At 55.4% G+C, this 13,616-nt stretch carries 16 protein-coding genes; 4 read left to right on the top strand and 12 right to left on the bottom strand.

Features of this window, described 5'->3' with window-relative positions:
• Positions 1-7 precede the first annotated feature (7 nt).
• The 3 genes from F6Y09_RS10495 to cspD all read right to left on the bottom strand — a co-directional run bounded on the left by F6Y09_RS10495 (position 8) and on the right by cspD (position 1,660).
• Positions 8-457 carry an NUDIX hydrolase gene (locus tag F6Y09_RS10495; RefSeq protein WP_152206871.1) on the bottom strand — a complete coding sequence of 150 codons (450 nt, stop codon included), beginning with the start codon at positions 455-457 and terminating at the stop codon, positions 8-10.
• Complete coding sequence (locus F6Y09_RS10490; protein WP_152206870.1) at positions 454-1,074, bottom strand: pseudouridine synthase; 621 nt, start codon at positions 1,072-1,074, stop codon at positions 454-456. The genes F6Y09_RS10495 and F6Y09_RS10490 overlap by 4 nt, the downstream gene beginning before the upstream one ends.
• A 256-nt stretch (positions 1,075-1,330) precedes the next feature.
• Complete coding sequence (cspD, locus tag F6Y09_RS20705; protein ID WP_152206869.1) at positions 1,331-1,660, bottom strand: cold shock domain-containing protein CspD; 330 nt, start codon at positions 1,658-1,660, stop codon at positions 1,331-1,333.
• Between the two features lie 240 nt (positions 1,661-1,900).
• Between cspD and clpS the strand changes: the two genes are divergently transcribed.
• Both clpS and clpA read left to right on the top strand, forming a co-directional pair.
• Positions 1,901-2,260: an ATP-dependent Clp protease adapter ClpS gene (clpS, locus tag F6Y09_RS10480; RefSeq protein ID WP_152206868.1), complete on the top strand. Its 360-nt coding sequence runs from the start codon at positions 1,901-1,903 to the stop codon at positions 2,258-2,260.
• An 18-nt stretch (positions 2,261-2,278) separates the two neighbouring features.
• Positions 2,279-4,549, top strand: coding sequence for an ATP-dependent Clp protease ATP-binding subunit ClpA (gene clpA, locus F6Y09_RS10475; RefSeq protein WP_152206867.1), 2,271 nt, complete (start codon positions 2,279-2,281; stop codon positions 4,547-4,549).
• 51 nt (positions 4,550-4,600) lie between these two features.
• On the opposite strand, the gene infA is transcribed toward clpA, so the two are convergent.
• The 9 genes from infA to F6Y09_RS10430 all read right to left on the bottom strand — a co-directional run bounded on the left by infA (position 4,601) and on the right by F6Y09_RS10430 (position 11,544).
• On the bottom strand, positions 4,601-4,819 hold the full coding sequence (gene infA, locus F6Y09_RS10470; protein ID WP_152206866.1) for a translation initiation factor IF-1: 219 nt from the start codon (positions 4,817-4,819) through the stop codon (positions 4,601-4,603).
• Between the two features lie 126 nt (positions 4,820-4,945).
• Entirely contained in the window at positions 4,946-5,680 is a 735-nt protein-coding gene (locus F6Y09_RS10465; RefSeq protein ID WP_152206865.1) for an arginyltransferase, read from the bottom strand.
• 30 nt (positions 5,681-5,710) lie between these two features.
• Positions 5,711-6,442, bottom strand: coding sequence for a leucyl/phenylalanyl-tRNA--protein transferase (gene aat / locus F6Y09_RS10460; protein ID WP_152206864.1), 732 nt, complete (start codon positions 6,440-6,442; stop codon positions 5,711-5,713).
• Between the two features lie 24 nt (positions 6,443-6,466).
• Positions 6,467-7,420, bottom strand: a complete 954-nt coding sequence (gene trxB, locus F6Y09_RS10455) for a thioredoxin-disulfide reductase (RefSeq protein ID WP_152206863.1) — start codon at positions 7,418-7,420, stop codon at positions 6,467-6,469.
• A gap of 64 nt (positions 7,421-7,484) precedes the next feature.
• Complete coding sequence (locus F6Y09_RS10450; protein WP_152206862.1) at positions 7,485-8,396, bottom strand: AAA family ATPase; 912 nt, start codon at positions 8,394-8,396, stop codon at positions 7,485-7,487.
• 3 nt (positions 8,397-8,399) lie between these two features.
• A complete protein-coding gene (locus tag F6Y09_RS10445) occupies positions 8,400-9,323 on the bottom strand; it encodes a carbon-nitrogen hydrolase (RefSeq protein WP_152206861.1) in 924 nt (307 codons plus the stop codon).
• Entirely contained in the window at positions 9,320-10,354 is a 1,035-nt protein-coding gene (locus F6Y09_RS10440) for an agmatine deiminase family protein (protein WP_152207017.1), read from the bottom strand. The genes F6Y09_RS10445 and F6Y09_RS10440 overlap by 4 nt, the downstream gene beginning before the upstream one ends.
• A gap of 205 nt (positions 10,355-10,559) precedes the next feature.
• Positions 10,560-10,871, bottom strand: coding sequence for a hypothetical protein (locus F6Y09_RS10435; RefSeq protein WP_246180464.1), 312 nt, complete (start codon positions 10,869-10,871; stop codon positions 10,560-10,562).
• Between the two features lie 94 nt (positions 10,872-10,965).
• Positions 10,966-11,544 (bottom strand): PilZ domain-containing protein, encoded by a 579-nt coding sequence (locus F6Y09_RS10430; protein ID WP_152206860.1) that lies wholly within the window; start codon positions 11,542-11,544, stop codon positions 10,966-10,968.
• A gap of 118 nt (positions 11,545-11,662) precedes the next feature.
• On the opposite strand from F6Y09_RS10430, the gene F6Y09_RS10425 reads away from it, so the two are divergent.
• Both F6Y09_RS10425 and F6Y09_RS10420 read left to right on the top strand, forming a co-directional pair.
• On the top strand, positions 11,663-12,904 hold the full coding sequence (locus tag F6Y09_RS10425) for a lipoprotein-releasing ABC transporter permease subunit (protein ID WP_152206859.1): 1,242 nt from the start codon (positions 11,663-11,665) through the stop codon (positions 12,902-12,904).
• A complete protein-coding gene (locus F6Y09_RS10420; RefSeq protein ID WP_152206858.1) occupies positions 12,897-13,613 on the top strand; it encodes an ABC transporter ATP-binding protein in 717 nt (238 codons plus the stop codon). The genes F6Y09_RS10425 and F6Y09_RS10420 overlap by 8 nt, the downstream gene beginning before the upstream one ends.
• The last annotated feature ends 3 nt before the right edge of the window (positions 13,614-13,616 follow it).

Here is a 13,616-nt window from a genome sequence, read left to right as displayed (position 1 = left end):
CAACAGATCAGGTCTGCGATTCAACGATGATGTCCAGTGGAAAGCGCCGGCCATTACGGTAATCATCTATGCACTGGAGGACCAGTGGGCTGCGAAGTGCCGGCTGTCGCGCCCGGATGTCGTCATAGCTGAGCCAGTGAGCGGCGATAATGCCGTTATCGAGCTGCTCACTGACCCTGTTTACAGCGCGGGCGGCAAAGCAGAAGCGATAATACGTAACGCCGTTGGTGGGGGCAAAGTAGGTGTAAAGACCAAGGAAATGCTCGGGCTCGACACGCCAACCGGTTTCCTCAAGGGCTTCCCGGCGGGCAGCATCGGTGATCCGTTCACCGGGTTCGATATGACCGGCCGGTTGATTGAATACTACGTTTCCTTCGCTGAGTTCTTCCACCAGCAAAAATCGGCCATGGGAGTCTTCTACGATAACCGCAACCGTCGCATGGGGTGCCCAGGTCATGGTGTTTTTCCTTTTGATGGTTTTGGTTTGCGGGACCGGGCTGGTCGTCGGTGTATAGTCTTTGCCGGTTCCGGGGCATGGATTTCGAGGGTCTTAAGGGTGCCCGGTGCAAGCCCGTCAATAGTCCACGATCCTACGCTGTAACGAATCAGACGCAGGGTAGGGAAGCCGGTAGCGGCGGTCATCCTGCGAACTTGTCGGTTACGGCCCTCCCGGATGGTTAGCTCAAGCCAGGAAGTAGGAATGGCTTTCCGCTCCCGGACCGGTGGCTGGCGGCGCCAGACATCCGGCTCTGGTATTTTCCGGACTTCAGCGGGCAGGGTTCTCCCATCCTTCAGGGCAACCCCGTTGCTGAGTGCCATCAGCGCCTCGGCCGTGATGTCGCCCTCCACCTGAACCCAATAAGTCTTAGGCATTTTGTGTTCTGGCGCGGCGATTTTCTGCTGCAACTGCCCGTTATCTGTAAGCAACAACAAACCTTCAGAGTCGAAGTCCAGGCGGCCCGCCGGGTAGACCCTGGCCACCTTTACGTAGTTGGCCAATGTATCGCGACCGTCAGTATCGGTGAACTGGCACAGCACATTGAAAGGTTTGTTCAGGAGGATCAGTTTTGCCATGTACAGGAGAGGCCCGGTCAACGTTGCGGTTTCGCCCCTGGCGTGAAGAGGCCAACGACTGAGACCCAAGTCTAGCATTCATCGGTAGCTGTCTTCAGTTCGCCAGACCCGCCTGATTGGAAAATGGAGGCAATGAAACAAATACAGCGCCCTTTTCGGCGCTGTATTTGTTTCACAGAGTCATTTGTTGGGGACAAAATCCCACAACACGTCTCGTTAGAGCGTGAGCTGACGCGGGTGCTTCTGTCAGCGTTATTCAGGCGTTTGCGGCCCTCGGATGATCCGGGTAGGCTTCATCCTCGGTGTTGTCGCTGGCGTCATCCTGGTGGGAGTCATCCCGCTGGGACGCTTCTTCGCTTTCAGTGGATTGTTTCTGCGTTTGTTCCACAGGAACAATGTTCACCGCATGAACACCCTTGTCACTGGGCTTCTTATCAAAGTTAACCGCCTGACCGGCTTTCAGGGTTTTGTAGCCTTCCATTTGCACAGACGAAAAGTGTGCAAACAGGTCATCACTACAACCCTCTTCGATAATGAAGCCATAACCCTTGGCGTTATTGAACCACTTAACTTTGCCTGTTGGCATTTTGAACTCCCCTGTTCTGTCATTACCTGTCGTTATTATTTGCATTAAAATTACATGGCTTAACACAATTTTACATTTCAGTAGTAACTGTTGACCAATATTGGCTCCGAGTCAATAGCCAAATCTCTGGTTGTTACGGGGGGTGAGACGTTAATATGGAAGAAGCTTTCGAAGCGGTCCTTGAAAACGGGCTCGCGCACAACCATCTTATGAACATGCACCGACATTCGGTAAAGAATCATGCGGATTATTGAGAATTCTCTACTAGTATTAAATCAGGAGGGCAACGATGAACCAGGGCGTCAAGACGACCTCAGCGTTGCACCGGCAAAGCCGGCCCTCAAACGGCCAGCCCGCTTTCGGGTGATGCTTTTGAATGACGACTACACGCCCATGGATTTTGTTGTTGAAGTATTAATGAGGTTCTTCGGCATGAATGAAGAAAAGGCGACGCAGGTGATGCTGCTCGTCCATACGCAGGGAAAGGCCGTATGTGGGGTATATACCCGAGACATCGCGGAAACGAAAGCAGCACAGGTGAACCAGTACTCTTCTGAGTGCGAACATCCGCTGCTGTGCGAGATTGAACGTGCGGACTGATAAACCTTGGGGTGGCACATGCTTAGCAAAGATCTTGAAATTACGCTGAATACCGCCTTTAAAAATGCGCGCGACAAACGTCATGAATTCATGACTGTCGAGCATCTGTTGCTGGCATTGCTGGATAACGACTCCGCCCTGGGGGTTCTCAAGGCGTGCGGCGCTGACCTGCAACGGCTTCAAGAGGAGCTGGCAGAGTTTGTTGATTCCACCACACCGCTGATTCCCAGTAGTGACAGTGAGCGGGAAACCCAGCCGACACTGGGTTTCCAGAGAGTCCTGCAAAGGGCTGTATTCCATGTCCAGTCTTCCGGCAAGAAGGAAGTCACCGGCGCCAATGTTCTGGTAGCAATCTTCAGCGAGCAGGAGAGCCAGGCAGTCTATGTGCTCAAAAAACAGAATATTGCCCGGATCGATGTGGTCAACTTCGTCTCTCACGGCATTTCTCGCGTTCAGGGTGCCGAAGATCAGGAAGGCGCTGATCAGGCGTCCCATGAGGAGGCCGGTGAAGAGGGTGGCTCTTCGAAACCACTTGAGGCTTATGCGTCCAACCTTAATGAGCTGGCGCGACAGGGCAGAATCGATCCGTTGATTGGTCGCGAGCACGAGGTTGAGCGGGTGGTCCAGATTCTGGTCCGTCGCCGCAAGAACAACCCGTTGCTGGTTGGTGAAGCCGGCGTGGGCAAAACCGCCATTGCAGAGGGGTTGGCCCGTCGTATCGTCGACAAGCAGGTGCCCGAGATTATTTCTGATGCGGTAGTGTATTCTCTGGACCTTGGCGCCTTGCTGGCAGGCACCAAGTACCGTGGTGATTTTGAAAAACGCCTTAAGGGTTTGCTGTCTGACCTGAAAAAGGAAAAACACGCCATTCTCTTCATTGACGAAATTCACACCATCATTGGTGCTGGCTCGGCCTCTGGCGGCGTGATGGATGCTTCTAACCTGCTCAAGCCAATGCTTGGCTCAGGGGAGATCCGCTGCATTGGGTCTACGACCTTCAAGGAATTCCGCGGCATCTTTGAGAAAGACAGCGCTCTGGCCCGGCGTTTCCAGAAAATTGATGTGAACGAGCCGAGTGTCGAGGACACCTACCAGATCCTGAAGGGTCTCAAGCCACACTTTGAGAAGCACCATGATCTGAAGTACACCGACAAGGCGCTCCGCGTCGCGGCAGAGCTGGCTGAGCGGTATATCACAGACCGCCATTTGCCAGATAAGGCTATCGATGTGATCGATGAAGCCGGCGCGCGGCAACGTCTGATGCCTGCGGCCAAGCGGAAAAAGGTGATCGGGGTGTCAGCCATCGAGGATGTGGTTGCAACGATCGCGCGCATACCGCCGAAGAATGTTTCTTCCAGCGACAAGGATTTGCTGCGGAATCTGGAGCGGGACCTCAAGATGGTGGTATTTGGTCAGGATCCGGCCATCGAATCCTTGTCAACGGCTATCAAGCTCGCTCGTGCCGGCCTGAAATCCCCGGAGAAGCCAGAGGGTGCGTTCTTGTTTGCCGGTCCTACCGGGGTGGGCAAAACCGAGGTTACCCGTCAACTCGCCAAGGTATTGGGTATTGAGTTGGTCCGGTTCGATATGTCCGAGTATATGGAGCGCCATACCGTGTCACGGCTGATTGGTGCGCCTCCCGGCTACGTCGGGTTTGATCAGGGCGGTTTGCTGACGGAGTCTGTTAACAAGCACCCCCATTGCGTGCTGCTGCTGGATGAAATAGAGAAGGCGCATCCGGAAGTCTTCAACCTGCTGTTGCAGGTGATGGACCACGGCACGCTTACGGACAACAACGGTCGCAAGGCAGACTTCCGCCACGTCATCCTGGTTATGACCACTAACGCAGGTGCCGAGAACATGGCACGACGTTCGATCGGTTTCAGTGAGCAGGATCACAGCACTGATGGCATGGAGGTGATCACCAAATCCTTTACGCCCGAGTTCCGCAACCGGCTCGACAGCATTATCCAGTTTGCCGATCTGCAGAAAGAGACCATCACCCACGTGGTGGACAAGTTCCTCACGGAGCTGCAGGCCCAGCTGGATGAGAAGCATGTTGTTATTCACGTTGATGAGCCCGCCAAAGCCTGGCTGGCAGAGAAGGGCTATGATGTGAAAATGGGAGCGAGGCCTATGGCCCGGTTGATCCAGGATAAGATCAAGCGCCCACTCGCGGAGCAGATCCTGTTTGGCAGCCTGTCGGAGAACGGTGGCGAAGTGTATGTCAGACTCAAAGGTGATGAGCTCGAATTCGAATACGAGAATGAGCCAGCAGAAGCCGTCTGATCGCCAAGCCAAAAAAAGCCCCTCATTGAGGGGCTTTTTTTTCGCTGGCGGTCAGCGAGCGCGGTAGACGATGCGACCCTTGGACAGGTCGTACGGTGTCAGTTCTACCTTGACCTTATCGCCAGTCAAAATCCGAATGTAATTCTTGCGCATTTTGCCGGAAATGTGTGCGGTCACCACATGGCCGTTACTCAGTTCGACCCGGAACATGGTGTTGGGCAGGGTATCAACGATAACCCCTTCCATTTCAATAGCATCTGATTTCGCCATTCAGTAAAAACCTCGTTTTAAGTGCGGTTTGCACTTTTGATAATTATAAATTGCGCAATTCTGCCTGAATTGTCGTCATTTGGCAAAATATCCGGGGTATAAAAACCGCTGGTCCGGGATTTTTCGTTAATCCGACGAGTTTGTGCCCGAAGGGACTGGCAGCCTTTGCCAGTGGCCGTTTAGCAAAGCTTCAATAGGACGGAAGCGGGTTTTATAATTCATTTTGCGGCATTCACTTATCCAATAGCCCAAATAAAGATACGGCAAGTTCTGGCGCCGGGCTTCGTCAATTTGCCAAAGGACCGCCATGGTACCGAGACTGCGGCTTACCTCGCGGGGCTCAAATACGGTGTAAATGGCTGAAAGTCCGTCATCCAGGGCATCCACTACCGCGAGACCGATCAAATCATTGCCTTTTCGCATTTCGAGAAAATAACTCTCGGTCGCACCCTCGACCAGAAATGACGCAAACTGCTCGCGTGATGGCGGGTACATGTCGCCGTCTGCGTGCCGTTGTTCAATGTAGCGTGCGTACAGGTCGTAATAGGTCTCCGAGAAGCGGGCCGGTGCGTAATGGAAGGTGAGGTCGTTGTTGCGGCGTTGCACTCGCCGTTGGCTGCGGTCGGGACTGAATTCCTGCACGTTGAGCCGCACCGGGATGCAGGCATTGCAGTGTTCGCAGTGAGGCCGGTAATAATGAGAGCCGCTACGCCGAAATCCCAGTGCTGTCAGCTGACTGTAGAGCCGTTTATCAACCTTTGCCCTGGGATCGACGAACATGGTGGTGGCATCCCGGTCATCCAGGTAGCTGCATTCATGAGCAGGTGTTGCAAAGAAAACGAGCGTTTTCAGGCTACTCATTTTTGAACCTCGGTCTGGTTCCGGCTGTCATCATTCCCTTTCGTATCCGGCTGGCGACACTCCTTGCCAGCGCCAGTTCATTGCCCAGGATGTATGACCCGGCTTGGCTTTAACGTATTTTCTGAGTATAGATAAAAACTCGCTTCTTGCGATACATCGGGCGCCCATCCGCAACAAATGTCCACTTTCTACCTGGCAATCCATTAACCGGTAACCCCAGGCATCCAGTTGGTGGGCAAGGGCCACCATCAGCACCTTGGAGGCGTCCGTTTCCAGAGAAAACATCGACTCGCCAAAGAAACATCGTCCCAGGGCAATACCGTAAAGACCCCCTACAAGTTCTCCAGAAGGGTTCCATGCCTCGAACGAATGGGCAGTACCCTGGTGATGAAGAGTGGTGTAGGCGGCGATCATATCGTCTGTAATCCAGGTGCCTTCCTCGCGAACCGTAGCGCAGCGATGGATGACGTCTGAAAAGGCCTGGTCAGAGGTGATGCTGAAGTAGCCCTTGTTGAGGGTACGTTTCAGGCTTCGGGAGATATGGACTTCATCGGGAAACAGCACACAACGCGGGTCAGGAGACCACCAGAGTATCGGCTGATCATCACTGAACCAGGGGAAGATGCCGTTTTGATAGGCGTGTACCAGGCGCTCGGGGGCCAGGTCCCCACCCAGAGCCAACAGGCCATCAGGCTCCTCCAGCGCTTCTTCCGGTGGTGGAAACCAGAGGAATTCCGTATCGAGCCAGGGTAGAGACGTCATGGGCGCGCGCCTGAATAAGGCAAGTCAGTCCGGCTGATCCAGGAAGCGCTCGGCATCAAGGGCTGCCATGCAACCAAAACCGGCTGAGGTTACTGCCTGACGGTAGACATGATCGGCAACATCGCCAGCTGCGAATACACCTGGAATACTGGTCTGGGTTGCCATGCCTTCGAGGCCGGACCGGATGGTCAGGTAGCCGTTTTCCATCTCCAGCTGGCTTTGAAACAGATCAGTATTCGGTTTGTGGCCGATGGCGATGAAGACGCCTGCCAGATCGATGTCCCGGGTGGTGTCATCCTTGGTACTCCTGATGCGCATGCCAGTCACGCCGGTTTCATCACCGAGTACCTCGTCCAGGGTGTGATCCCAGACCAGCCGGATGTTGCCAGTCTCGGCTTTCTCGAACAGCTTGTCCTGAAGAATTTTCTCTGCCCGGAGACTGTCCCGGCGATGCACGAGCGTTACTTCTTCTGCAATGTTGGAGAGGTAAAGAGCTTCCTCAACGGCGGTGTTACCGCCACCGATCACGGCTACTTTCTGTTTGCGGTAGAAAAATCCATCGCAGGTCGCGCATGCGGAGACGCCTTTTCCTTTGAAGGCCTCTTCGGAGTCGAGACCCAGATACATAGCGGTCGCGCCGGTTGCGATAATCAGTGCATCGCAGGTGAACTCTCCACTGTCCCCCTTGAGGCGGAAGGGCCGGGAGTGCAGGTCAACCTCGTTGATGGTGTCGTATACAATCGTGGTTTCAAACCGCTCCGCGTGCCTGAGCATGCGCTGCATCAGCTCAGGGCCCTGGACGCCGTCGTCATCGCCCGGCCAGTTGTCCACATCGGTGGTGGTGGTCAGCTGGCCACCAACTTCAATGCCAGTGATCAGGGTCGGATTAAGGTTGGCGCGGGCGGCATAAACGGCCGCCGTGTAACCAGCGGGGCCGGAGCCGAGGATGATCAAACGGGAATGTCGGTTGTCTTTCATGATGGGTCTCTCGTTGCGGGTTCCGTTAGCCTGATGTGACCTATTAACTGGTGCTTTTTTCAGATTATTCAATCACTGAAACGGTATTTAACAATTGCCGCACCCGGTCTGCACTCTTGCCGGTTTGTCCCTGCTCGAGCCGGTGCTCGGCAATGGAGGGAAAAACCGCCTGTATATCATCGGGCAAGACATGGTGCCTGCCGTTCATCAGCGCCCAAGCCCGGGCCGCACGCACCAGCCCGAGCCCGGCCCTGGGGGAGAGCCCGTAGACGATGCCAGGCATCCGGCGGCTATGATCCAGCAAGCGCTGGACATAATCGAGCAGAGCCGGGCTGGTAGACACCCGGCCGACGGCTTCCTGAAGCGCCAGCAGGTCCCTGTGGCTGAGTTGTGGTTGCATTTTTGCGGTCAGTGTTCTTCGGTCTTCGCCTTCCAGCAGCTCCCGCTCCGCTCGCGGATCCGGGTATCCGAGTTTCAGCCGCATGAGAAAGCGGTCAAGCTGAGACTCTGGCAGTGGGTAGGTGCCGCCCTGTTCAAGCGGATTCTGGGTGGCGATAACAAAAAACGGTCGAGGCAGGGGACGGGTTTCGCCTTCAATTGACACCTGCTGTTCTTCCATGGCCTCAAGCAACGCACTCTGGGTCCGGGGCGACGCGCGATTTATCTCATCGGCAAGCACCACCTGAGCAAAAATAGGCCCTTGATGGAACACCAAAGCTCCGGCTTCCTTGTCATACATTGAAAAGCCCAGTACATCGGCAGGTAGCAGATCACTGGTGAACTGAATACGCTGATAGCTGAGACCGGTGACCCGGGCGAGAGCGTGAGACAGGGTGGTTTTGCCCATGCCTGGGATGTCTTCGATCAACAGATGTCCTCTGGCAAGCAAAGCGCACAAAGACAAGCGGACCTGATTATCCTTGCCCAGCAGAATGCCGTTGAGTTGAGCTATCGTCGCGTCCGTCAGTTTCTTCATCTGTCAGTCTCGTACCCGCTTGAGAATGTCACTATAGGCGTCAATGCGCCGGTCACGGAGATACGGCCAGATTCTGCGAATCGATTCACTGCGGTTTCGGTCGAGGGTCACGCTGAGAATGGTCTCGCTGCTGTCATCCGCGCGTGCAAGGACCTCGCCTTGCGGCCCACAGATAAAACTGTTGCCCCAAAAACGAATTCCATCCCCCTGACCATTGGGCTGGGCTTCGATGCCAATCCGGTTCGGTGCGATGACCGGCAGGTTGTTGGCAACGGCATGGCCGCGCTGGACGGTAACCCAGGCATCCAGCTGACGCGCCTGTTCGGCGGGTTCGTCGGTTACGTCCCAGCCGATGGCGGTGGGGTATATCAGTAGTTCGGCGCCAGCCAGCGCCATCAGACGTGCGGCTTCCGGATACCACTGGTCCCAGCAAACCATTACGCCAAGACGCCCCACAGAAGTGTCGATGGGTGTAAAGCCGCTGATACCGTTATTAAAAACCGCGTCACCAGGGGTGAAATAGAACTTTTCATAAAAGCCGGGGTCGTCAGGAATATGCATCTTGCGATAAATACCGGCGATTGCACCGTCAGTCTCGAACACCACGGCGGTGTTGTGATAAACGCCATTCATTCGCCGTTCAAAAATAGAGCCGACCAGGACAATGCCCAGTTCAGCGGCCAATAATGATAAGCGTTCGCTGGTGGGACCGGGTATAGGCTCCGCCAGGTCAAATATGGCGGTGTCTTCGGTCTGGCAGAAATAAAGTGTGGTATGCAATTCCTGCAGGACGATGAGCCTGGCGCCGTCGCCGGCAGCTTTTCGTACCAGTCGCTCGGTAGTGGCCAGGCTGGTCTGCTTGTCGCTGCTGCCAGTCTGTTGGATGGCGGCAACCTGTAAAAGGCCGGATGTCGGGGGTGTACTCATAACGTCACCACGCCCTCTGGAAGCTGCATGGTCACGCAATGCAGGCTGCCATGCTGGGCGATAAGCGGACGACAATTAATAGCAATAATTTCGCGATCCGGGAAGATGCCTGCCATCACTCGAACGGCTTCGGTATCTTCCGGAACATCGTAAACGGGCATTAAGACCGCCCCGTTAATGATCAGGAAGTTGGCGTAAGTGGCCGGCATGCGCTCGCCTTCACCGTCGTACAGTGGGGCCGGCCAGGGTAGTGGAGTCAGACGATAAGGTGAGCCGTCCAGTTGCCGGAACTGCCGTAGCTCCTCTTCCATGGCGCTGAGTGCGTCGAAGTGTTCGTCATCAACGTCTTCGCATCGCACGTAACAGATATGGCCCGGGCCACAGAACCGGGCCAGGGTATCGATATGGCTGTCGGTGTCGTCGCCAGCCAGATAGCCATGGTTCAGCCAGAGTACCTGTCGGGCGCCAAGAGTCTCTGACAACAGTGATTCGATCTCTTTGCGGTCGAACGTGGGGTTCCTGGTCGTGGTTAACAGGCACTCGCTGGTGGTTAGCAGGGTACCCTGACCATCCGATTCAAGAGATCCGCCTTCCAGGATGAAATCAACCGTATCCAGGGGCATGTCCCCAAAGGCACCCTGACGTGCGAGGTTTCGATTCAGCGCATGGTCCTTGTCGCAGGGAAACTTGCCGCCCCAGGCGTTGAAGCCAAAATCCATCAATCTGATGCCCGTCGGTGATAATACCGAGATCGGCCCATGATCCCTGGCCCAGGTATCATCTGCCGGGGCGTGAACTGCTTTAACCCGACCGGGAAGCCCGTTGGCTTCGGCATACTGGTCAAGCTCACGGGCAATCCGGGTCAGTGTGGCGGCATCTTCGCAGCTGATCAGAACGTGCTGGAATCGCAGAGTCGCTTTCGCGATATCATGAAATACCGGTTCGACGTCTGACAACACCTCTTTCCAGTCGGTGCCAGCATGGGGCCAGGTCAGCATTATAGCGCTTTGCGGTGCCCATTCGGCAGGCATCCGGTAAGTTGGTGTGCTCAAATTTTAATCACCTTTAGTGCCGGGCGCGCAACTCGGTCAGCCAGAAGAATGCTCACTGTATCGTATGCCGGGTGCGATAATGTTTTTTGGGGCCACGCCCGTAACGCAAAGCCGGTATTCTAGCGATTCAATCGTCTGACGTCAGGACGCTGTGGCTGTTTTTTGAGACAACTCTATCTGCGGATCAGCGTTGGGGTTTGACAACCGTGTGTATGACCCGGTCACTCTCGAAATACACCACGAATTCCGGATAGAACAGCTGAACGATAGGGGGCTTTCCGGTCGGCCCTTTGGTGCCGGTCGGGCCACCAAAACGCCCTTCAACGGTCTCACGGGTCTGGCCTGTGCGGGGCAAGTCCATGGCACCCCGGCTATCCGCCTGGGACATAATCGGCACTCGAACCTGCTCAGCGGAAACAGGAAGGCTGGCCAGCAATATGCCTGCGATAATCGGCGCGATGGTTAACTTGATCAGGGTCTGTACAGTGGCTTTCATGGGGATTCAACTCCTGCTGTGAATCGTGATGTACGTTGTTTTTATGGATAAAGCGTAATTTTAATTAAACCGGACCTTGTCTGCCATGTCTGTCTCATATGTCTGTCGGGACATCCTGTTGGCGCTGGCGAATCTGCCATCGCATGACATGGCGCGCAATCTGCTGTCGGTCGGCATCCTGAATGTCGGTAAATTCGGCGTGAACCCTTCCCCCCCCGGTCTCCAGTGGAGCACTGCTAATCACTTTTGCCACCGCTTGCGGACGATATAATTCGGGAGGCAGTGTCATCCGCAGGTCGATTTCGTCATTAACAACCAGGGTGTTTTCCGGGTCAATGAAGGATATGCCCCCTTCACTGAGGGTCGCGTTCTGCCACTCATGCGGTTGCAACGGATTTTGCTCAAAGGCCATAATGCGCGCCAGTGTATCGACCTTGCCATTGAGCGACTTGATCAACGTCGCCAGCAGGCGGTCGTTTTCTGCCAGACTGGCCAGTTGGTTCCGGACGTCGAAATCGAGGCGCCGAAGCTCTGTCCGCAGGCCATCAAGATGGTCATTTTCGAAAGTATGCTCAGGAGTATCAACGCGTTCCGCGCAGCGTTTGAACTCGAGCCCGATCCGGTCTTGAATGCGATAGTAGTCGCGCCGTTCCGAAGCTGATTCTGAGTCCATTGGCGCCCCCGTGTGGTGTGCTTTTTTGTTTGATAACGCTAGTTTAGCAGCTTCCTTGCGGATCGTGCGCCGGGAAGGCTTTCGTTGACTATAACCGGGTAGCGGTAGGCTCCACCACATGTTCAAACCATTATCGTTATATGTCGGTTTGCGGTATACCGCCGCCAAACGGCGCAATCACTTTATATCGTTTATTTCACTGACGTCCATGATCGGGCTGATGCTGGGCATTGCTGTGTTGATTATCGTGCTATCGGTGATGAACGGCTTTGACCGCGAACTCAAGCAGCGGATCCTGGGTATGGTACCGCACGCGGTCATTCAGGGTGATGACCTGCTCGACGACTGGCAGCAGGTCGACAATGTCGTCTCGGAGCATCCCTCGGTCATTGCTGCTGCGCCATTTATTCAGGGCCAGGGCATGGTGACTGGTGGCGGCAATGTCCGGGGCGTTGCTATCAATGGCATCCTGCCGGAGCAGGAAAGCAGCGTGTCGATCATCGAAAACCACATGACCGAGGGTAAGCTGGAGGATCTCCGCTCCGGCGAGTTCGGTATTATTGTCGGCAAAACGCTGGCTACCAGCTTGCGTCTGCAGATTGGTGACCGGTTAACGGTGGTCTTGCCGGAAGCTTCCGTCACCCCGGCGGGTGTGCTGCCACGGCTTAAACGCTTCACCGTCAAAGGTATTTTCAGTGTCGGCGCTGAATTGGACGGTAACTACACGCTGGTCCACATGGACGATGCCTCCAAACTGATGCGCACCAATGGCAAGGCCCAGGGCGTGCGCCTGTTGGTGGACGATCTGTTCAAAGCGCCCCGGGTGGCGGAGGAGGCGGCCCGCAATCTCGGCGGCAGGCACTACGTGTCGGACTGGACCCGCACTCATGGCAATCTGTTCCAGGCCATCCGGATGGAGAAAACCATGATCGGCCTGTTGCTGATGTTTATTGTGGCGGTGGCGGCCTTCAACATCGTGTCGACGCTGGTCATGGTCGTAACGGATAAAACTGCCGATATCGCCATCCTGCGGACCATAGGTGCCACGCCCGGCCGGATCATGAGGATATTCATCGTCCAGGGCGCTGTGATCGGTGTTTTGGGCACCCTTGTCGGCACGACGTTGGGGGTGCTCGGGGCTACCTACATCAGCGATATTATCGGCTGGATCGAGGCGATCCGAGGCAGTCAGTTCCTGAATGCCGATGTTTACTTCATCAGCTATCTGCCTTCCCAGCTGCGGTGGGAAGACGTATACATCATCAGCGGCGCGGGCATGGCGATGAGTCTGCTGGCGACCATTTATCCGGCATGGCGTGCATCCCGCGTTGATCCGGCAGAGGCCCTGCGTTATGAGTAATCCCGAACAGCCCATTGCGCCGGACCAGCCGGTCATCGAGTGTGACCTTATTACCCGAACCTATAATGAAGGGCCGGGTAAGCTGACCATATTTTCGGATATCTCTCTGAGTGTTGCGGCAGGTGAGACGGTTGCGATTGTGGGTAGCAGTGGTGCCGGTAAGACCACGCTGTTAAATTTATTGGGCGGGTTGGATAAACCCTCAACGGGCCATATTGCCATTTGTGGTAAGGACATCCATCGAATGTCAGAAGCGGCCCGAGCCCGGTTTCGCAACCAGTACCTCGGTTTTGTCTACCAGTTTCACCACCTGTTGCCCGAGTTTACGGCACTTGAAAACGTGATGATGCCCTGTGTGCTGGGTAGTGTGTCGGTTCGGGATGCCTCAAGACGCGCCGAGAGCATATTGTCCGAGGTGGGTCTGGGCGCAAGGCTGGACCATAAGCCGGGTGAGCTGTCTGGTGGCGAACGGCAACGGGTCGCTATCGCCCGGGCGTTGGTAAATGAACCTCAATGCGTGCTGATGGACGAACCTACCGGTAACCTTGATGAACAAACCGGAGAGGGGGTGCGCAAAATGATCGCTGCTCTGAGGGATCGGCTTGGGATTGCCTTTGTGGTTGTCACCCACGATATGGGTATGGCCCAAAGCCTCGGTCGGGTACTTCGCCTGGAACAGGGAAAGCTGGTGGAGCAGTTGGCCGGATAGGAC

It is taken from the genome of Marinobacter changyiensis, from assembly GCF_009193265.1.
GTDB lineage: Bacteria > Pseudomonadota > Gammaproteobacteria > Pseudomonadales > Oleiphilaceae > Marinobacter > Marinobacter changyiensis.
Note: the sequence above shows the minus strand (reverse complement) of the source record. Positions and strands in the feature narration are given on the sequence as shown.

What these genes read in the sequence shown, in the direction of transcription:
- F6Y09_RS10495 (WP_152206871.1), bottom strand. Translation starts at nt 457, where the DNA reads ATGACCTGGGCACCCCATGCGACGGTTGCGGTTATCGTAGAAGACTCC.
- F6Y09_RS10430 (WP_152206860.1), bottom strand. Translation starts at nt 11,544, where the DNA reads ATGGACTCAGAATCAGCTTCGGAACGGCGCGACTACTATCGCATTCAA.
- F6Y09_RS10420 (WP_152206858.1), top strand. Translation starts at nt 12,897, where the DNA reads ATGAGTAATCCCGAACAGCCCATTGCGCCGGACCAGCCGGTCATCGAG.
- F6Y09_RS10435 (WP_246180464.1), bottom strand. Translation starts at nt 10,871, where the DNA reads ATGAAAGCCACTGTACAGACCCTGATCAAGTTAACCATCGCGCCGATT.
- F6Y09_RS10490 (WP_152206870.1), bottom strand. Translation starts at nt 1,074, where the DNA reads ATGGCAAAACTGATCCTCCTGAACAAACCTTTCAATGTGCTGTGCCAG.
- F6Y09_RS10445 (WP_152206861.1), bottom strand. Translation starts at nt 9,323, where the DNA reads ATGAGTACACCCCCGACATCCGGCCTTTTACAGGTTGCCGCCATCCAA.
- F6Y09_RS10450 (WP_152206862.1), bottom strand. Translation starts at nt 8,396, where the DNA reads ATGAAGAAACTGACGGACGCGACGATAGCTCAACTCAACGGCATTCTG.
- cspD (WP_152206869.1), bottom strand. Translation starts at nt 1,660, where the DNA reads ATGCCAACAGGCAAAGTTAAGTGGTTCAATAACGCCAAGGGTTATGGC.
- trxB (WP_152206863.1), bottom strand. Translation starts at nt 7,420, where the DNA reads ATGAAAGACAACCGACATTCCCGTTTGATCATCCTCGGCTCCGGCCCC.
- infA (WP_152206866.1), bottom strand. Translation starts at nt 4,819, where the DNA reads ATGGCGAAATCAGATGCTATTGAAATGGAAGGGGTTATCGTTGATACC.
- F6Y09_RS10465 (WP_152206865.1), bottom strand. Translation starts at nt 5,680, where the DNA reads ATGAGTAGCCTGAAAACGCTCGTTTTCTTTGCAACACCTGCTCATGAA.
- clpS (WP_152206868.1), top strand. Translation starts at nt 1,901, where the DNA reads ATGCGGATTATTGAGAATTCTCTACTAGTATTAAATCAGGAGGGCAAC.
- clpA (WP_152206867.1), top strand. Translation starts at nt 2,279, where the DNA reads ATGCTTAGCAAAGATCTTGAAATTACGCTGAATACCGCCTTTAAAAAT.
- F6Y09_RS10425 (WP_152206859.1), top strand. Translation starts at nt 11,663, where the DNA reads ATGTTCAAACCATTATCGTTATATGTCGGTTTGCGGTATACCGCCGCC.
- aat (WP_152206864.1), bottom strand. Translation starts at nt 6,442, where the DNA reads ATGACGTCTCTACCCTGGCTCGATACGGAATTCCTCTGGTTTCCACCA.
- F6Y09_RS10440 (WP_152207017.1), bottom strand. Translation starts at nt 10,354, where the DNA reads ATGCCTGCCGAATGGGCACCGCAAAGCGCTATAATGCTGACCTGGCCC.